At 61.4% G+C, this 16374-nt stretch carries 21 protein-coding genes and 1 tRNA gene; 12 read left to right on the forward strand and 10 right to left on the reverse strand.

The window, feature by feature from the left end; translation table 11 throughout:
- Window positions 1-13: 13 nt before the first annotated feature.
- The 7 genes from sufB to V6590_RS01530 all read left to right on the forward strand — a co-directional run bounded on the left by sufB (window position 14) and on the right by V6590_RS01530 (window position 5759).
- On the forward strand, window positions 14-1534 hold the full coding sequence (gene sufB / locus V6590_RS01500; RefSeq protein ID WP_335419354.1) for a Fe-S cluster assembly protein SufB: 1521 nt from the start codon (window positions 14-16) through the stop codon (window positions 1532-1534).
- Complete coding sequence (locus V6590_RS01505) at window positions 1531-1842, forward strand: heavy metal-binding domain-containing protein (RefSeq protein ID WP_335418483.1); 312 nt, start codon at window positions 1531-1533, stop codon at window positions 1840-1842. Before sufB ends, V6590_RS01505 begins: the two co-directional genes overlap by 4 nt.
- A 9-nt stretch (window positions 1843-1851) precedes the next feature.
- On the forward strand, window positions 1852-2607 hold the full coding sequence (gene sufC, locus V6590_RS01510) for a Fe-S cluster assembly ATPase SufC (RefSeq protein WP_335418486.1): 756 nt from the start codon (window positions 1852-1854) through the stop codon (window positions 2605-2607).
- Window positions 2607-3893 (forward strand): Fe-S cluster assembly protein SufD, encoded by a 1287-nt coding sequence (sufD, locus tag V6590_RS01515; protein ID WP_335418489.1) that lies wholly within the window; start codon window positions 2607-2609, stop codon window positions 3891-3893. Before sufC ends, sufD begins: the two co-directional genes overlap by 1 nt.
- 5 nt (window positions 3894-3898) lie before the next feature.
- Window positions 3899-4381, forward strand: a complete 483-nt coding sequence (locus V6590_RS01520) for a YIP1 family protein (RefSeq protein WP_335418492.1) — start codon at window positions 3899-3901, stop codon at window positions 4379-4381.
- Window positions 4382-4383: 2 nt separating this feature from the next.
- A complete protein-coding gene (locus tag V6590_RS01525) occupies window positions 4384-5604 on the forward strand; it encodes a cysteine desulfurase (RefSeq protein ID WP_335418495.1) in 1221 nt (406 codons plus the stop codon).
- Between the two features lie 78 nt (window positions 5605-5682).
- Window positions 5683-5759 (forward strand) — tRNA-Arg (locus V6590_RS01530).
- Between the two features lie 57 nt (window positions 5760-5816).
- Here the strand turns inward: V6590_RS01530 and V6590_RS01535 are convergent.
- The 5 genes from V6590_RS01535 to V6590_RS01555 form a co-directional block, all read right to left on the reverse strand.
- Window positions 5817-6521 carry a site-specific integrase gene (locus V6590_RS01535; RefSeq protein WP_335418497.1) on the reverse strand — a complete coding sequence of 235 codons (705 nt, stop codon included), beginning with the start codon at window positions 6519-6521 and terminating at the stop codon, window positions 5817-5819.
- Window positions 6522-6694: 173 nt separating this feature from the next.
- Window positions 6695-7090, reverse strand: a complete 396-nt coding sequence (locus V6590_RS01540; protein ID WP_335418500.1) for a hypothetical protein — start codon at window positions 7088-7090, stop codon at window positions 6695-6697.
- Window positions 7042-7248, reverse strand: a complete 207-nt coding sequence (locus V6590_RS01545) for a hypothetical protein (RefSeq protein ID WP_335418501.1) — start codon at window positions 7246-7248, stop codon at window positions 7042-7044. Before V6590_RS01545 ends, V6590_RS01540 begins: the two co-directional genes overlap by 49 nt.
- A gap of 47 nt (window positions 7249-7295) precedes the next feature.
- On the reverse strand, window positions 7296-8015 hold the full coding sequence (locus V6590_RS01550) for a hypothetical protein (protein ID WP_335418504.1): 720 nt from the start codon (window positions 8013-8015) through the stop codon (window positions 7296-7298).
- Window positions 8008-8208, reverse strand: a complete 201-nt coding sequence (locus V6590_RS01555; RefSeq protein WP_335418507.1) for a hypothetical protein — start codon at window positions 8206-8208, stop codon at window positions 8008-8010. The genes V6590_RS01550 and V6590_RS01555 overlap by 8 nt, the downstream gene beginning before the upstream one ends.
- Window positions 8209-8279: 71 nt before the next feature.
- Between V6590_RS01555 and V6590_RS01560 the strand changes: the two genes are divergently transcribed.
- Window positions 8280-8873: a hypothetical protein gene (locus tag V6590_RS01560; RefSeq protein WP_335418510.1), complete on the forward strand. Its 594-nt coding sequence runs from the start codon at window positions 8280-8282 to the stop codon at window positions 8871-8873.
- 377 nt (window positions 8874-9250) lie between these two features.
- Window positions 9251-10285 carry a calcium-binding protein gene (locus V6590_RS01565; RefSeq protein ID WP_335419356.1) on the forward strand — a complete coding sequence of 345 codons (1035 nt, stop codon included), beginning with the start codon at window positions 9251-9253 and terminating at the stop codon, window positions 10283-10285.
- 50 nt (window positions 10286-10335) lie between these two features.
- Here V6590_RS01565 and V6590_RS01570 read toward each other — a convergent pair whose 3' ends face one another.
- Together V6590_RS01570 and V6590_RS01575 are read right to left on the reverse strand one after the other, a co-directional pair.
- A complete protein-coding gene (locus V6590_RS01570) occupies window positions 10336-10473 on the reverse strand; it encodes a hypothetical protein (RefSeq protein WP_335418513.1) in 138 nt (45 codons plus the stop codon).
- Window positions 10474-10567: 94 nt separating this feature from the next.
- A complete protein-coding gene (locus V6590_RS01575; RefSeq protein WP_335418515.1) occupies window positions 10568-11089 on the reverse strand; it encodes a hypothetical protein in 522 nt (173 codons plus the stop codon).
- 110 nt (window positions 11090-11199) lie between these two features.
- On the opposite strand from V6590_RS01575, the gene V6590_RS01580 reads away from it, so the two are divergent.
- The 3 genes from V6590_RS01580 to V6590_RS01590 all read left to right on the forward strand — a co-directional run bounded on the left by V6590_RS01580 (window position 11200) and on the right by V6590_RS01590 (window position 12474).
- The gene (locus V6590_RS01580; RefSeq protein WP_335418517.1) at window positions 11200-11361 is read left to right on the forward strand and encodes a ribbon-helix-helix protein, CopG family; all 162 of its coding nucleotides are present in this window, start codon (window positions 11200-11202) and stop codon (window positions 11359-11361) included.
- Window positions 11351-12061 (forward strand): adenine nucleotide alpha hydrolase family protein, encoded by a 711-nt coding sequence (locus tag V6590_RS01585; RefSeq protein ID WP_335418520.1) that lies wholly within the window; start codon window positions 11351-11353, stop codon window positions 12059-12061. Before V6590_RS01580 ends, V6590_RS01585 begins: the two co-directional genes overlap by 11 nt.
- Before the next feature lie 65 nt (window positions 12062-12126).
- Window positions 12127-12474 (forward strand): hypothetical protein, encoded by a 348-nt coding sequence (locus tag V6590_RS01590; protein ID WP_335418523.1) that lies wholly within the window; start codon window positions 12127-12129, stop codon window positions 12472-12474.
- A 248-nt stretch (window positions 12475-12722) separates the two neighbouring features.
- On the opposite strand, the gene V6590_RS01595 is transcribed toward V6590_RS01590, so the two are convergent.
- The 3 genes from V6590_RS01595 to V6590_RS01605 all read right to left on the reverse strand — a co-directional run bounded on the left by V6590_RS01595 (window position 12723) and on the right by V6590_RS01605 (window position 15925).
- On the reverse strand, window positions 12723-13154 hold the full coding sequence (locus V6590_RS01595; protein WP_335418525.1) for a hypothetical protein: 432 nt from the start codon (window positions 13152-13154) through the stop codon (window positions 12723-12725).
- Window positions 13132-13545 carry a hypothetical protein gene (locus tag V6590_RS01600; protein WP_335418528.1) on the reverse strand — a complete coding sequence of 138 codons (414 nt, stop codon included), beginning with the start codon at window positions 13543-13545 and terminating at the stop codon, window positions 13132-13134. The genes V6590_RS01595 and V6590_RS01600 overlap by 23 nt, the downstream gene beginning before the upstream one ends.
- A 619-nt stretch (window positions 13546-14164) precedes the next feature.
- Window positions 14165-15925 carry a methyl-accepting chemotaxis protein gene (locus tag V6590_RS01605; protein ID WP_335418531.1) on the reverse strand — a complete coding sequence of 587 codons (1761 nt, stop codon included), beginning with the start codon at window positions 15923-15925 and terminating at the stop codon, window positions 14165-14167.
- Window positions 15926-16374: the final 449 nt, after the last annotated feature.

The raw sequence follows: 16374 nt of genomic DNA on the forward strand, positions 1-16374 counted from the left end.
GAAGGGAATCGCCATGGCGGCACTGGACAGCGAAGATCAGATCGAAGTGCGCGAAGGCGTCGATCGGGAAACCATCGAGACCGTGCAGGCCATGGCCGGCAAATACAAATACGGCTGGGAAACCGAAATCGAAACCGAATATGCCCCCAAGGGGCTTTCGGAAGATATCGTCCGGCTGATCAGCGAAAAGAATGGCGAACCGGAATGGATGCTGGACTGGCGTCTGGCCGCCTATCGCCGGTGGCTGCAGATGGAAGAACCCAGCTGGGCGATGCTGAACTATCCTGAAATCGACTATCAGGATCAGTATTACTACGCCAAGCCCAAGAGCATGGCGCAGAAACCCAAAAGCCTGGACGAGGTGGACCCCAAGCTGCTGGCGACCTATGCCAAACTGGGAATTCCGCTGAAAGAACAGATGCTTCTGGCCGGAGTTGAAGGTGAACCCGAACAGCGCAAGGTGGCCGTGGATGCGGTCTTCGATTCCGTTTCGGTCGGCACCACCTTCAAGGATGAATTGCGCAAGGCAGGGGTGATCTTCTGTTCCATTTCCGAGGCGATCAAGGAACACCCGGAGCTGGTGAAGAAATACCTCGGCTCGGTCGTGCCGCAGTCGGACAATTTCTTTGCCACGCTGAACAGCGCCGTGTTTTCGGATGGGTCGTTCGTCTATATCCCCGAAGGCACCCGCTGCCCGATGGAGTTGAGCACCTATTTCCGCATCAATGCCGAAAACACCGGGCAGTTCGAACGCACGCTGATCGTGGCCGACAAGGGGTCATATGTCAGCTATCTGGAAGGCTGCACCGCGCCGAAGCGCGACACCAACCAGTTGCACGCCGCCGTGGTGGAAATCGTCATTCTGGATGATGCCGAGGTGAAGTATTCCACCGTCCAGAACTGGTATCCGGGCGATGAAGAGGGCAAGGGCGGCATCTACAACTTTGTCACCAAGCGCGCCGATTGCCGGGGCAAGCGGGCCAAGGTGATGTGGACGCAGGTTGAAACCGGTTCGGCCATCACCTGGAAATACCCGTCCTGCATCCTGCGCGGCGAGGAAAGCCAGGGTGAATTCTATTCCATCGCCATCGCCAACAATGCGCAGCAGGCCGATACCGGCACCAAGATGGTGCATCTGGGCAAGAACACCAAATCGCGCATCGTCTCGAAAGGGATCAGCGCGGGCCGGGCGCAGAACACTTACCGCGGTTTGGTAAGTATGCATCCGAAAGCCTTGAATTCACGCAATTATACCCAATGTGACAGCCTGCTGATCGGCGACAGGTGCGGCGCACATACCGTGCCTTACATCGAGGTGAAGAACAATTCGTCCCGCGTGGAGCATGAGGCGACCACGTCGAAGGTGGATGATGATCAGCTGTTCTACTGCCGGTCGCGCGGCATGGACGAAGAAGAGGCCGTTGCGTTGGTGGTGAACGGCTTCTGCAAGGAAGTGCTGCAGGCCCTGCCGATGGAATTTGCCATGGAAGCCCAGGCCCTGGTTGCCATTTCGCTGGAAGGATCGGTGGGATGATCGTGACCACCACCCCCAGCATCGAAGGGCGCAAGATCACCGCCTATCGCGGGATCGTCACCGGCGAAGCCATTCTGGGCGCGAATATCTTCCGCGATCTGTTTGCGGGCATCCGCGATATCGTCGGTGGCCGGTCGGCGGCCTATGAACAGGAACTGGGCAAGGCCCGTGTCACCGCCCTGGCGGAGATGGAGGCCAAGGCCGTGGCCCTTGGCGCCACTGCCATTGTCGGCGTCGATCTGGATTACGAAGTCATCAACAACATGCTCATGGTGTCGGCCTCCGGCACTGCCGTAACGCTCGACTGAGAGACAGAAATGCTTGAAATCAAGAACCTGCACGTCAAACTTGAAGAAGATGACAAGGTCATCCTGAAAGGCGTGAACCTGACCGTCGAACCCGGCAAGGTCCATGCGATCATGGGGCCGAACGGGTCGGGCAAATCGACGCTTTCCTATGTTCTGTCGGGCCGTGACGGCTATGAAGTGACCGAAGGCTCGGCCATGCTGGAAGGCGTGGAACTGCTGGAGATGGAACCCGAGGAACGCGCGGCGGCCGGCCTGTTTCTGGCGTTCCAGTATCCGGTGGAAATTCCGGGTGTGGGCAACATGACCTTCCTGCGCACGGCGGTGAACGCACAGCGCAAGGCGCGCGGCGAAGAGGAAATGAGCGCGGGCGAATTCCTCAAGGTCGTGCGCGAAAAGGCCAAATCGTTGAAGATCGACGCCGAGATGATGAAGCGCCCGGTCAATGTGGGCTTTTCGGGCGGTGAAAAGAAGCGCAACGAAATCCTGCAGATGGCCATGCTGGAACCCAAGATGTGCATTCTGGATGAAACCGATTCCGGTCTGGATGTCGATGCGATGAAACTGGTTTCCGAAGGCGTGAACGCGCTGCGCGATGCCGGGCGGTCTTTCCTTGTGATCACGCATTACCAGCGCCTGCTGGACCATATCAAACCCGATGTGGTGCATATCATGGCCGACGGGCGGATCGTGAAGACCGGCGGGCCGGAACTGGCGCTTGAGGTCGAGAACAACGGATATGCCGATATTCTGGCCGAGGTGCTGTGATGGCGCTGGCACAGGCGAAACTGGACGCAGCCGAGGCGCGGCTGGCGGCGCTGGCCGTGCCGCAAGGGGCATGGGCGGCGGCGGCGCGGGGCGATGCCCTTGCCCGACTGCGCGCCACCGGCCTGCCGGGCAAGCGTGATGAATACTGGCGCTATACTGACCCGACCACGCTGAATCGGGTGGCCCCGGCCCCGGCGGCCCTGTTCGATCCGGGTGATGAACCTATGGTGTTCACCGGTATTGACCGGCTGAAACTGGTTTTTGTCGATGGTGTCTTTGATCCGGCGCAATCGGATGATCCGGTTCTGGCCGGGGTCACGATCGACCGTCTGGCCGATGTGGCCCATGCCGATATCCACTGGGCCCAAGGGCTTTATGGTGTGCTGGAGGCGCGGGGGCAGATGCCCGTCGCGCGCCCGCTGGCCGCGCTGAATACGGCCTGCGCCACCGATGGCGTGCTGATCCGCGCCACCGGCAAGGCGGCCAAGCCGGTGTCGCTGATCTATCTGCACCGCGATGAAAGCTCGGACGCGATCCTGCACCATGTGGTGAAGGTCGAGGCTGGGGCCGAACTGACGCTGCTGGAAAACGGCCCGGCTGCGGCGCGGTTCAACAAGGTGCTGGAGGTCGATGTCGCCGATGGCGGCCGCTTCCACCATATCCGCACGCAGGGCCGCGACCATGAGCGCCGTGCGGTGACGCATATCTTTGCCCGTCTGGGTGCGGAATCGCTGTTCAAGAGCTTTACGCTCACCGCGAACGGGGTCTTGACCCGCAACGAGGTGGTGATCGAACTGACCGGCGATGACGCCATGGCCCATGTGGCCGGCGCGGCTGTCGGGGATGGCGATTTTCACCATGATGACACGGTCTTTGTCACCCATGCGGCCGAGCGGTGCGAAAGCCGTCAGGTGTTCAAGAAGGTGCTGAAGAACGGTGCTGTCGGGGTGTTTCAGGGCAAGATCCTGGTCAAGCCCGGTGCGCAGAAAACCGACGGCTATCAGATCAGCCAGAGCCTGCTTCTGGATGAGGACAGCCAGTTCCTCGCCAAGCCCGAGCTGGAAATCTATGCCGATGATGTGAAATGTTCGCATGGTTCCACGTCGGGCGCGATTGACGAAACTGCGCTCTATTACCTGCGGTCGCGCGGGGTGCCCCTGCGGGCGGCGCAATCCCTGCTGGTGCTGGCCTTCCTGGCCGAAGCCATTCAGGAAATCGAGGATGAGGCGCTGGCCGAGGATATCCGGCTGCGGCTGGAAGGCTGGCTCAGCCGTCACGGGCAGTAACCTGGATGGCTGTCACCTCGGATATCGTGGAAAGCTGGCGGCGCCCGCGTCTGGTGCTGCGCCGCCATCTTGCGCGCGGCAAGTCTGAACCCTTTGTATTCAGCCTGCTGTTCGTGTTTCTCTTGGTGGCCTTCATCGCGCAGATCCCGGTGGCGGCCCGTGTCAGCACGTTGCAGCCCGACGTGCCGATGCCGCCGCAATTGCTGGGCGCGGGATTGGGGCTTCTGGCCACGATCCCGGTCTTTTATCTGCTGGCTGCCGGGTCGCGGCTGGTGGGTCAGTTAATGGGCGGGCGGGGCAGTTGGTATGGCGCGCGGCTGGCGCTGTTCTGGGCGCTGGTTTCGGTCACGCCGCTGGTGCTGCTGTCGGGGCTGGTGGCCGGGATGATCGGTCCGGGGCCGCAACTGTTTCTGACCGGCGCGATCGGTTTTGCGGCCTTTCTGGGCCAGTGGATCATCGGGCTTGGGGTGGTGGAACAAGGGGAATGAACATGTTCGATGTGGCGAAAGTCCGGGCCGATTTCCCCATTCTGGCCCGTCAGGTGAACGGCAAACCGCTGGTCTATCTGGACAACGGGGCCAGCGCGCAGAAACCGCAATGCGTGATCGATGCGGTGACCCAAGCCTATGCGCAGGAATATGCCAATGTGCATCGCGGCCTGCACTATCTATCAAACCTGGCGACCGAGAAATACGAGGCGGTGCGGGGCATTGTGGCGCGTTTCCTCAATGCCGGGTCGGAAGAGGAAATCGTTTTCACCTCGGGCACGACCGAAGGCATCAATCTGGTGTCATATGCCTGGGCCGCGCCACGCCTGCAGCCGGGCGACGAAATCGTCCTGTCGATCATGGAACACCACGCCAATATCGTGCCCTGGCATTTCCTGCGCGAACGGCAGGGCGTGGTGCTGAAATGGGTCCAATGTGATGCCAATGGCGATCTCGACCCGCAGGCGGTGATTGATGCCATCGGCCCTCGCACAAGGCTGGTGGCAATCACCCAGATGTCGAACGTGCTGGGCACGGTGGTTGATGTGGCCACGATCTGCCGGGCGGCGCGCGAAAAGGGCGTGCCGGTGCTGGTGGATGGGTCACAATCGGCGGTGCACATGCCGGTGGATGTGCAGGCCATGGGCTGCGATTTCTTCGCCATCACCGGGCACAAGCTTTACGGCCCCTCGGGGTCGGGCGCGATCTATATCCGCCGCGAGCGGATGGCGGAAATGCGCCCCTTCCTTGGCGGCGGCGACATGATCCGCGACGTCAGCCGCGATGCGGTGAGCTATAACGATCCGCCCATGCGGTTCGAGGCGGGAACCCCCGGCATCGTCCAGCAGATCGGCATGGGCGTGGCGCTGGACTATCTGATGACGCTTGGCATGGACCGGGTGGCAGCCCATGAACGCCACCTGCGTGATTATGCGCAAAGCCGTCTTTCCGGGCTCAACTGGTTGACCATTCAGGGCAATTCGGCAGGCAAGGGGGCGATTTTCTCGTTCACGCTGCAAGGGGCGGCCCATGCGCATGATATTTCCACCGTGTTGGACAAGAAGGGCGTCGCGGTCCGCGCCGGCACGCATTGCGCCATGCCCTTGATGGCGCATATGGGCGTGACCGCCACCTGCCGCGCCTCATTCGCGATGTACAACACGCCCGATGAGGTGGACAAGCTGATCGAGGCGCTGGAACTTTGCCACGACCTGTTCGGATAAGCCCTTGGCCCGTTTCGCGGAAAATCCCGCATTTTCAACATTGCGGCATCCCGCCTGACCGGCTATAGACGCAGCAACGCACCCATAGCTCAGCTGGATAGAGCGTTGCCCTCCGAAGGCAAAGGTCGCACGTTCGAATCGTGCTGGGTGCGCCATAAAATCAATGACTTAGTGTTTTGGCACATTAGATTGCGCATAACTTGGCGCACAAGTTAGCCTCTGCGGCCTATGGCTTCCCGTGCGCTTTGCTGGTGATCCGGGTGGTGGTGACCATAGACTCGCTCGATCATCTGGACTGATGCGCCGAAAAATCCTGCCGCATCCCAAGCGGTTGCGCCGCGCTGCATCGTCCAAGTGATTGCGGTGTGGCGCAGGGTGTGCGGCGTGACGTCAGACATGCCTGCATCTACGGTGATTGTGGCCCAGCCGGTCTTGATATCGCCGCACAAGGCCCCCTGATACTCGACCGGGAATCGCAGCCCCATCCTCTCCCAGCGCCGAAGGTGGGCAAGCAATCTGTCTGGCAGCCGGGCAGGTGGCTGGCGCTTGTTCGTCACCCGCTCGGATTCGGCACGGCGGAACATCAGCCCGTGTTCGGTGTCGATCCAGCCGCCGCGCGTGTTGGGCATATAGGCCAGCCGCAGCACGGCATCTTTGCAGGTTCCGGAATAAAGCGCCACCAGAATGAACCGGGCAAGGTGCTGCGTTCTGCGGCCCCGCCATGCAGCCCATAGCAGCCGCGCGACCTCTGCCCGTGTCAGCCACCGCTCCTTGGCAGGGGGCTTTTCAGGCAGTGTTACAGGCGGCGCTGACAGCAGGTAGCCCTCAGAGTGGCAGTACTGCAGTGCAGCCCGTAGCGTGCCCAGTTCGCGCCGGATCGTGCCTGGGCTGCCAGGTCGTGTCTTGCCCTCTGGCATCCCCTTGGTAGTTACCCGGCTATTGGCGTATCTGCGGCAGGTTTCCGCTTTGATTGCGCTGACTGTCAGAAGCCCCCAGAACGGCAGCAGGGCCTCGATGGCGCAGGCTAGGCGCACGGGGTCTGCAACCGTTGGCCCATGTTCCTCGGCATAGATCGTCAGCGCTTCAGAGATCAGGACGGCAGCCGGATCTCGCGGCCCTTTTTGGCCCCTGTCGCGGCCTGCGATGTATTCCGCAAGCTGTTTCTCAGCTTCTGCACGGTCTGCTGTGCCTGTTGCAGTTTCTTGGCGTCCAGTGTCGCGGATGACCCATTTTCCACGCGATTTGTGCCAGTAGAGGCGGGGGCCTTTGGCGTGTTCTGGCATTTTCTGAGCAACTCCGGCAGTTGGTCTGGGTCGATACGGATAGCGCGGCCCATGCGGATCAAGAAGCCGTGCCGTTCTGCTGCGGTGCGTAGGGATGCCTTTGGCACACCGATCAGTGTTGCGGCCTCTGCGATGGTCAACAGTACGCCCATGGTCAGCCCTCCACTTCCTGCAATTCTGCCGCCGCCAAAAAATCGCGCCATGCAGCAATGCAAGCGGATTTTGCAGCCAGTTCGGTCTTCGCGCGGCCCTCGCGCGACGTGCTTGTTCCTGTGATCCAGAGCCGCCAGACCCATGGCCGCTTGTCGCGCGCCTCGCCAGCGGGCGGAAAGACCGCGCCGATGCGAAGACGGCCAGCCATCAGAAGGTGCCGGTCGGCAGGGTATTGAGGTGGTGCCCATCGAACGCTCATGCCGCCCTCCTGGTGTCATCCAGCGCATAGCCGCCCCATTGCGCGGCTATCGCGGCAGCAATGCCCGGGAAAAACCGCGCCCGATCTGCGGCGCGATCCTCGCTCGGGGTAGCCTCATGGATTTCCGGCCGGGCGGTGGACCCGTCCAGCTTGCCCGTGCGTGCCAGTGGCGGCAGGCCACGCAGCCACAGGCATATCCGCTTCTTCACATTGTCGGGCCCGTGCTCGTCTGTGCCGAAGTGCCAAGGCTGAACGCTCTGCGCATGGGGCTGGAATCCAGCGATCCGTTCCTTCGCATGCCGGTGCATCACCGGGTTCTCGACGGCGATCCGCTCGATCGGGGCATTCCAGCAGGCACTGAACAACGCTGCACCATCCTCCAGGCTGCGCCACATGAAGGCCAGCCGCTCGGCCTCGCCCATCTGCGCATAGGCCTCGCGCTCGGCCCGGCTGTAATTGCTGGTAAGCTTGCCCGGCGGGCTGGTCAGCCACCGAACCCCGCTGTTTGCCAGCCGCGTGCAGGGCGGGTGCATGACGGCCAGAAGGTCCCAGCCCATGTGCAGGTAATCACGCACGTCACCCACATAGTGCCGGTTGCTGCCATCTTCGGCAGGTTTCAGATCGACCGACCAAGCGTCATGACCAAGGGCAGCGAAGGCCCGGCGCACCATGCCGCTGCATTCGCAAGCTATGAGGACGCGGAGGGGGTCAGCCATGCTGCGCGCCTGCCGTCTGCGCCCGGTGCATCGCCTGCACAGCCTCCACCGTCAGCCCGTGGGCCTGCGCCGCCCGGCGGTAGGGGCCGATCATGTCCGCAGGTGATAGCTGCCCGAACGGGGTGTGGCGGCGCGCGGCGGCAATGTGGAATTCCAGCGTGCCAAGCACGTCGTCGGTTGTGGCGATGGCCATGCAATGTCTCCTCGACCTCTCGGGATGGCAGCCCGCGCGGGGGCTGCGCACCAGAGCGGTCAGGCGGCCTCTTGTTCCCTAATGGATGCCAGGGCATCGGCTTCGGCCCGGGCCAGTTCTTCGGGACTGGGCTTCGGGTCATCGACTACGAACGGATCATCGTCGGTCTGTTGGGCCATCTGGGCTGTGCGATTGACGGCGGCGGGTTCAGCTATCCGGCGGACGATGCGGACATCATCGCCTCGGCGGTGGCTGCGCTGCCGCTCGAATGGGGGGGCCGGAAGATGGCGGTTTTCATCGCGGAATGCGCGCGTGCCGGGATATCGCCTGACTGGATGCGGGACGCGCGACCGAAGTACCTGCCTGTCGATGTGCGCACCAACCGGCACGGCACATTTGCGATGACCGAGGACGCCCGCCACCTCGGATTGGAGGGCTGGCCCGTGCAGGAGCGCAAGGGGCGCAAGGGCAGGGTGGTGAAGTCCCCGGTGCTCTACTGCCCGGTCTATGTCGCGCCAACGGCCCAGCAGATCGCTGCGGCCCGGCGGCGCTACCTGGAATGGTGGGGGGCGTTGCTGTGGCTGGGGGCAGAACTGCGCGGCCTGGGCATCCTGACCAGCATCGAGATCACGCAGGCAATGCCGCCGATGACGCCATGGCGGTGAGCGCTGCGGGATTGATCGTTGATGGTTTGGTGGGGAAGGGGCCTTCATTGGCGCGATGGTCCGAGGCATCATCGCAACCGTACGCCGATTGCAAACGCCAAGGGCATGTTCGTGAGCGTCAGCAAGAATCAACCCAAGCGAACTCGGCGGGGCAGCTATGCTCGAAATGCTAGAAAACACTTCCTTCGGGCCGAAACATAGCCTTTGCGTGGTTTGTGCCGCCTTGTTCCGTATGCCTGCGCGGCTGCAGATGCCAGACGGGGCGGAAAATGCTTGCTCAGCGGTCGGTTTCCGGCGATCTCTGCGTCAGACGGCAGCCCATTTTGGGAATGTCGGTATAGAACTACAGTGATACAGAGTTGAAAGGGTGCGTCTTGGTGTTCAAGGTCCGGCTTGTTGGTAACAGCCTTTCGTCTTTGGTTGGCGAAATCTACAGTGCCTTTGATGCTGGCAGCAGCGGCAGCGCGCTGCGCAGCGGGCCAGATTCAAATGAGGTGCGCATCCAATTGCCACCTTACACCTACGTTGGCGTCGGGCTTCGAGGGCCCGATCTCGACATAGACTGGCGCGGTGCGGAGATGATCCAAGGCACCTTGACCGAATTGCGGATCGAATCTGTTCGTCCAACAAACGGTGGCGGTATCGATCGGGTGGAATATTTGCGTGTCACTGGCTTCTCGGTCGATCCGGGTCCGCTGATGTCGTTTCGCGGGAATATGCTGGGTGGTGAGATCGTCTGGTCCTTTGATGACGCCCCCTTGCGCGCTGCCTTGAACCCGCGGCAGGGTCTCTACGAAGGTAGTAGAAAGGCAGAGCACATCGGCCCGGTCAGTGACCAGTTCCCCGGCATTTTCGAAATGCGCGGCGCCGACACAATTCGTGGATGGGGAGGCCGTGATACGCTGGATGGCGGCCGTGGCGACGATCTGCTGCTGGGTGGCAACGGTAAGGATAGTCTGATCGGCGGTGCGGGGCATGACCTGCTGGATGGCGGGGCGCACAGTGACCGGCTTTTGGGCGATGCAGGCAACGATAGCCTTACAGGCGGCGAAGGGAACGACAGCCTAGACGGCGGCCTTGGCAAGGACACCTTGTCTGGTGGTGAAGGTCGAGATGTTCTTTATGGATCATGGGGGGATGACCTCATGACCGGCGGGGCAGGGGCTGATCAGTTCCATTTCAGAAGGCCTGGCCATGACCGGATAACTGATTTTTCCCTTTCTGCCGATCAGATTTGGCTGTCTGAACTCTTGGTGCCCTTGAAGGACCGCGCCGACCCGGCTGCATGGCTGATGGCTCGGGGGCAAGTCACAGACGAGGGTGCTCTGTTCACGGTTTCTGACAGGATGAGCTTCTTGGTTGAGGGGGGCGACGATCTTGCCGCCATTGCTGCGAAGCTGGTTCTGTTCTGAACTTTCCTATCCTACCAAGCTCTGCTCCGCAAAACTTTCAACGGGATAAATCATGTGAGTTTGGCGTGGCAGCTGGTCTCCATGACCAGAACCACGCCATCGCCGACCGATAGGAGCACCATCAGGCCAGCGGCTGCGGCCTTGGTCAGTTGGAAGGCCGGGGGGGCGAGGAACCACCCGCTTGACAACTTCTAGCCCCCTTGACACAATACATGATGCAATACGTGCGCCCGGAGGTCATCGACCTGCCGGGCGTTTGCATTTTGGGGCACGGTCTGGCGCTCAGTTGCGCCGCAGGATGAAATCGACGGTCTTGCTGGCCAGCTCGGGGCGCTCTTGCGGGGTGCCGCCTGCGGGAAATGACTGATCGAAGATCAGGCCATCCCAGATGACCATGGCGTGACCGTGGATCGTGCAGAAGATGCGTTCCCCGGTGCCCCCGCTTTCGGCGGCCAGCTTGCCGACAGTGCCGCGATAGGACCGGGAAGGCGACACTGCGAAGCCCAGCTCTTCGGCGCAGGGCTGGTATTGGTGGATGTAGGTGCTGCCGGTCCATCCACCTGACCGTCCGCGACCAAGGATCGGCGCGACCTCGGAATAGGGCCGGTCCAGCAGCATGCACATGGCGACCACACCGCAATTGCCTTGGTGCAGGGGCGCATCCTTCGGGAACAGCGGTCCATCGCCGCGTAGGTGCTTGTCGAGGAAGTCGCCCAGCCAGGCCAGCGCGCGGTCGCGCAGGTTCTTGGCGGCGATGACTTCGCCATAGGTCTTGGCGTTGGGGGCGAAACCGATCTTGGGCATGGCTGTCTCCTGTCTTGCATAGGTTATATAACATATGGACAGTCTGCGGACAAGATGTTATATAACTTGCATATGGTAATATTTGCCGCATAATGCGGGGCATGATTAAGATGGACACCACCCTCAGCCTGCCCATTTCGAAAGAGATGGTGGAGGCAATCGACAAATGGCGAGGTCGTCAACCCGGCGTTCCAAGCCGTTCCGAAGCGATCCGGCGTATGATCAAGGCGGAACTGGACAAGGAACAGGCGGGCGCCACTGATGGCCAGTAACCGCCCGCCGCCCGGTGAAGAGATCGTTGCCCAGGTGCGGCGCGAGACCGGCGGGAAGACGATCCTTGCCTTTTCGACCGGCAAGGACAGCATTGCGGCGATGCTGGCGATCCGCGACGCCTTCGATGAGGTGATCCCGGTCTATATGTATGTCGTGCCGGGGCTGGAGTTCGTCGAGGAATCTCTGGCCTATTACGAGCGGGTGCTATTCGGCGGGCGGCGCATTCTTCGGATGCCGCATCCTTCGCTGTATCGCTGGCTGAACGGGATGGTCTATCAGCCGCCCCATCGTGCGCCTGTGATCGAGGCCGCGCGGCTGCCGGAGTTCGAATACCGCGATGTGCATGATCTGGTACGCGACCAGGAAAACGCGCCCAAGGCTTTGGTCGCGACCGGCGTGCGTGCGGCAGACAGTCCGATGCGGCATGTGTCGATCATGCAGCATGGCGCGATCCTGCGCAGCAAGGGCGAATATTTCCCGGTCTGGGACTGGAAAAAGGATCGGCTGCTGGCGGAAATCCAGCGCAGTCGCGTCAAGCTGCCGGTGGATTACCGGGTGTTTGGTCGAACCTTCGATGGTCTCGATGCGCGCTTCCTGATTCCGATGAAGCGTCACCTGCCACGTGATTATGCGCGGGTGCTGGAATGGTTCCCGCTGGCTGAAGCCGATGTGTTCCGCGCGGAAAGGATGGCGTCGTGAAGCTACCGACATTCAAGGCCCCCAGTTTCAAGCCGCCGTCCTTTGCAAGAAAGCCGCTGCCGTCAATGGCCAAGGCCCCTGATCCGCTCAAGGACGTGTCCTTGCCGGATGACATCGAGGCCAGCCCGAAGGTCGAACTGGATGCGGTCCAGAAGGGCTTTCGCGAAAGGGCGCAGCAAGAAGCGCAGCGCTTCGAGGATGCGACAGATACAGGCTATTACACCTGTCTGGTGTTCGAGAGTCGGGCGCAGCTCGATGCATTCCTTGGCGGCATCGGCATGCTGAACCAGGGCGATCTGTATCTGGATGGCAGAGAGGTGGCGGCCAAGCTGGGCATTGCCTTGCCGTCTGCTGATCGGCGCGGTGGGTCCGCCGCCAAGATCGATCCCAAGCTGTCGGCGCTGTCGCGCTGAACGGACCAAGGGGCTGAACTGCAACCGGGGCACCCTTGGGTGCCCCTTTTCATTTGGAGAGACGAAATGCGCAACCTTTTGCGGCGTGTCCGCAATTCCATCGGTCGCGGCATCCAGCGTGTGCGTGAACGGGTCCGCAACCGCCTGTCACCCGCCGCCGGACGCTCTTCCGGTTCGTGATGATGGATGAGGCCGGGAACCCTGATGATCTGCCTGATGGCGTCGATGAGTCGGATGCCATTGCCTTGTCAGGGGAACAGCTCTTCAGGATCGGAACCGGGCAAGAACCCTGCGAAGACGAAGCGCTTCATCGGTCGGCGGTAGATTATTGCGCAACTCTGATGCGACAGCAGGGCCACAGCTATCCCGAAATCGCGGCGCAGCTGCGGTGTTCGGTCGGTCGCGCCTGGAATGGCGTCCAACGCACACTGAAGAAAACGCTGCGAGAGCCAGCGGACAAGATCCGGGCCCTGCACCTTCAGCGCCTCGACGCGATGCTGGTTGGTGTCATGGACCGGGCGACCGATGGCGATGGTTTCGCCATCAGTTCTGCGCTGCAGATCATGGGAAAGATCGAGCAGCTTCTGGGGGTCGAACCTCCGAAGAAGGTTCAGGTCAGTTTCGGGGAACAGACGGATGACGCCCGAGCTGCGCTCCTTAAGGCAATTGCTGCGCTCCATCCCGAGGGAAACGCTGCACAGGGTAATCAGCAGCCTTCCTAAATCGGCGGTAGATGCCCTGCGCTATGACTGGCAGCTGTTCGCGCGTGACAAGCAACTGCCACCGCCCGGCAACTGGCGGACATGGGTTCCCCTGGCCGGGCGAGGCTGGGGCAAGACGCGCACCGGGGCCGAATGGGTTCGGCACATGATCACCGAGGGCGGCGCGCGGCGCGTGGGCAAGCAATCTGTCTGGCAGCCGGGCAGGTGGCTGGCGCTTGTTCGTCACCCGCTCGGATTCGGCACGGCGGAACATCAGCCCGTGTTCGGTGTCGATCCAGCCGCCGCGCGTGTTGGGCATATAGGCCAGCCGCAGCACGGCATCTTTGCAGGTTCCGGAATAAAGCGCCACCAGAATGAACCGGGCAAGGTGCTGCGTTCTGCGGCCCCGCCATGCAGCCCATAGCAGCCGCGCGACCTCTGCCCGTGTCAGCCACCGCTCCTTGGCAGGGGGCTTTTCAGGCAGTGTTACAGGCGGCGCTGACAGCAGGTAGCCCTCAGAGTGGCAGTACTGCAGTGCAGCCCGTAGCGTGCCCAGTTCGCGCCGGATCGTGCCTGGGCTGCCAGGTCGTGTCTTGCCCTCTGGCATCCCCTTGGTAGTTACCCGGCTATTGGCGTATCTGCGGCAGGTTTCCGCTTTGATTGCGCTGACTGTCAGAAGCCCCCAGAACGGCAGCAGGGCCTCGATGGCGCAGGCTATCGCCTCGCAGTTGCCGAGCCCTGCCGATAACCGCGCAGGCTCTCCTCCACTATCCGGATCTTGTCCTCGTCCGACCAGTGCCGACGACGGCCAACTTCGTCGGACGCGAAGATCTCGATGGGTGAAACAAATGAAGCGCATGCTATAAGGCAATGCCTTACGACCATTTGCTCAATCAGAGCAGACGGCCCTCACCGTAGGATTTCGCGTAAACTATTGAAAATAAATACAAAAATACCACGGACTCTCTGGAAAAGCTGCTGGGGATCAATCATGCGATCCTGCGCGCGGATTGGGGCGAGCCTGCATAAGCTGATCTCGGACTGCGCTGGCTCTGGCTTTCGAATGCTGCCAAGGAGTCGCTGAGTTTGCGCGCCTCATTCAGAAGATGCGCACTGGCGTCGCGCGTCTTCTGCGTCAGCGCGGCGGTTTCCTGCGTTGCGCGATCCAGCGCGCCAACACCGGTCGTCACCTCCGAGATGCTTTGCGCCTGATGCCGGGACGACGAGGCGACATGCACGACCTGCGAAACCAGGCCACTGAAGGAGTCCACGATCTCGCGGAAGGTGCTACCGGTGCGTTCGACCAGGGCCTGACCCTTCTTGACGTCTTCGCTGCTGCGGCTGACGACGCTGCGGATTTCCTGGGCTGATTGGGCGGAGCGCTGCGCCAGGCTGCGGACCTCCGACGCGACAACGGCAAAGCCGCGTCCGGCGTCACCTGCCCGGGCCGCTTCAACCCCGGCGTTCAGCGCCAGCAGGTTGGTCTGGAATGCGATGTCATCGATCACGGTCACAATGCGTGAGATTTCCTCCGACGAATGCGCAATGGAACTCATGGCGTCATTGGCCTGTTTCATGACCTCGGCCCCTTCGGTGGCGCGATCACGGCTGCCATTGGCCTCGGCTTCGGCGGTTTGCGTGGCATCGACAGCCGAACGCACGCTTTGCGACAGCATTGCCAGGGCTGCAGCGGATTGTTCCAGTGTCGCCGCCTGAGTTTCCGTCCGATGCGACACTTCATTGGACAACTCTTCCAGCCGGACTGCACTGTCGCGAACGGTATCGGCGCTGTCGCGCAATTGGTTCACCAACTGTTCAAACCCCAGGGCCAGGGCATTCAGATCTTCGCAGACAGACCCCGCTTCATTCCCGAGGTCAGTCCATTCCGCAGGGTGAAGGGCGCGCGTGAAATCACCCCCTCGAAGGTTGCGCAGCTTTGTCCCCACTTGTTGAAACAACTTCTGTCTGCGCATCTGCTGAGCCATTTCCTGCGCTGCAGCCATCTCGGCGGCATCCAGCCGCTTGCGCAGAGAGTCGAGATGACGTGCCATGTCACCGACCTGGTCCTCGTTGTCGATGAAGGGCACCGGTCGGGCATAGTCCTGATGTTCGAGCGCCAACAGGCTTTCCGACAAACCGACGATCGCACTGCCAAGTGATCGGAACAGGACAACCAGACAAAACGACATGACAACCAACAGGGTGACGATGCCCAATGCGATCCCGGCCATCTGGGCGGTACGGGCTTCGGCCAATGCGGCGTCGGAAGACCAGTCAGAGACGAAAACACCGATCACCTCTCCGGACTTTTTCAGGACTGGATCGTAGCGCCGCCGACCATCATTGCCATACAAGACTTGACCGGTTTCAAGGACTTCGGCCACGCTTTGCGCATCTACGCCCATCATTTCGGGCGTCATCCCCTTCGGGGCGATGGCCATCACGGTGCCAAGGGCATCGATCGTCTGTGCTGCAACGAAATTCCGGCCTGAACGTTCGGCGAATGCGTCGATCTGCTTCTGCACGCTTCCACCGAAACCCATTCCGACCGGTTGTGACATCGCAGAGGCATAGGCATAAGACAGTTCCGCGTGCAGTTTCGCAAGACTGTCCTGAATGAGCCTGCCCTCCCGCCAAAATGAAGCCAGCGTCAGGGTTGCAGAGACAACGACCACAGCAGCAACGATCAATGCCGCGACCCTGATTTCAATCCGTCTCCAGGAAAAGAAAGCTCTCATGACAGGTGCCATTTTGGTAAGGTTGCGTGCCGGTCGTGAAGCAGGAAACGCTCCACACTGACGGCATCATCGTTACCGCGGGTCGTTAGTATCGCGTTACGCGCGCCCGTTCGGTCTGCGGGCAATGGTAAACGCTTGATGATCTATCTGAAAAATTTGAGTGGAATTCTGATCGTCTCCCGATCCCTGCCTGATCGTTCAGCGGCTGCCTGCACCCAGAGGCCAAGGGTTGTGGATCATCGAGGCCAGAACATACGATAGCGACCGGGGCCAATCCAAGATCCGATGTGAGGTCAGGTGATCCCAAGGCGGATCGTCCCGGCGCCCCTGCGGTCGCTTGATATGGCCTGTCGCGATACTGGCCGTTCGGATGCGGCGCGCGTGGATGGCAGCTGCTGTCAGCCTGCACTGCATCAGCAAGATCAGCGACAGTTGATTTGAGCAATGGGACAACGAAGTGG

The organism is Gemmobacter denitrificans (genome assembly GCF_036964905.1).
Taxonomy (GTDB): Bacteria; Pseudomonadota; Alphaproteobacteria; order Rhodobacterales; family Rhodobacteraceae; genus Gemmobacter; species Gemmobacter denitrificans.

What these genes read in the sequence shown, in the direction of transcription:
- sufB (WP_335419354.1), top strand. Translation starts at nt 14, where the DNA reads ATGGCGGCACTGGACAGCGAAGATCAGATCGAAGTGCGCGAAGGCGTC.
- V6590_RS01505 (WP_335418483.1), top strand. Translation starts at nt 1,531, where the DNA reads ATGATCGTGACCACCACCCCCAGCATCGAAGGGCGCAAGATCACCGCC.
- sufC (WP_335418486.1), top strand. Translation starts at nt 1,852, where the DNA reads ATGCTTGAAATCAAGAACCTGCACGTCAAACTTGAAGAAGATGACAAG.
- sufD (WP_335418489.1), top strand. Translation starts at nt 2,607, where the DNA reads ATGGCGCTGGCACAGGCGAAACTGGACGCAGCCGAGGCGCGGCTGGCG.
- V6590_RS01520 (WP_335418492.1), top strand. Translation starts at nt 3,899, where the DNA reads ATGGCTGTCACCTCGGATATCGTGGAAAGCTGGCGGCGCCCGCGTCTG.
- V6590_RS01525 (WP_335418495.1), top strand. Translation starts at nt 4,384, where the DNA reads ATGTTCGATGTGGCGAAAGTCCGGGCCGATTTCCCCATTCTGGCCCGT.
- V6590_RS01535 (WP_335418497.1), bottom strand. Translation starts at nt 6,521, where the DNA reads ATGCCAGAGGGCAAGACACGACCTGGCAGCCCAGGCACGATCCGGCGC.
- V6590_RS01540 (WP_335418500.1), bottom strand. Translation starts at nt 7,090, where the DNA reads ATGGCGCGATTTTTTGGCGGCGGCAGAATTGCAGGAAGTGGAGGGCTG.
- V6590_RS01545 (WP_335418501.1), bottom strand. Translation starts at nt 7,248, where the DNA reads ATGGCTGGCCGTCTTCGCATCGGCGCGGTCTTTCCGCCCGCTGGCGAG.
- V6590_RS01550 (WP_335418504.1), bottom strand. Translation starts at nt 8,015, where the DNA reads ATGGCTGACCCCCTCCGCGTCCTCATAGCTTGCGAATGCAGCGGCATG.
- V6590_RS01555 (WP_335418507.1), bottom strand. Translation starts at nt 8,208, where the DNA reads ATGGCCATCGCCACAACCGACGACGTGCTTGGCACGCTGGAATTCCAC.
- V6590_RS01575 (WP_335418515.1), bottom strand. Translation starts at nt 11,089, where the DNA reads ATGCCCAAGATCGGTTTCGCCCCCAACGCCAAGACCTATGGCGAAGTC.
- V6590_RS01580 (WP_335418517.1), top strand. Translation starts at nt 11,200, where the DNA reads ATGGACACCACCCTCAGCCTGCCCATTTCGAAAGAGATGGTGGAGGCA.
- V6590_RS01585 (WP_335418520.1), top strand. Translation starts at nt 11,351, where the DNA reads ATGGCCAGTAACCGCCCGCCGCCCGGTGAAGAGATCGTTGCCCAGGTG.
- V6590_RS01590 (WP_335418523.1), top strand. Translation starts at nt 12,127, where the DNA reads ATGGCCAAGGCCCCTGATCCGCTCAAGGACGTGTCCTTGCCGGATGAC.
- V6590_RS01595 (WP_335418525.1), bottom strand. Translation starts at nt 13,154, where the DNA reads ATGGAGCGCAGCAATTGCCTTAAGGAGCGCAGCTCGGGCGTCATCCGT.
- V6590_RS01605 (WP_335418531.1), bottom strand. Translation starts at nt 15,925, where the DNA reads ATGGCACCTGTCATGAGAGCTTTCTTTTCCTGGAGACGGATTGAAATC.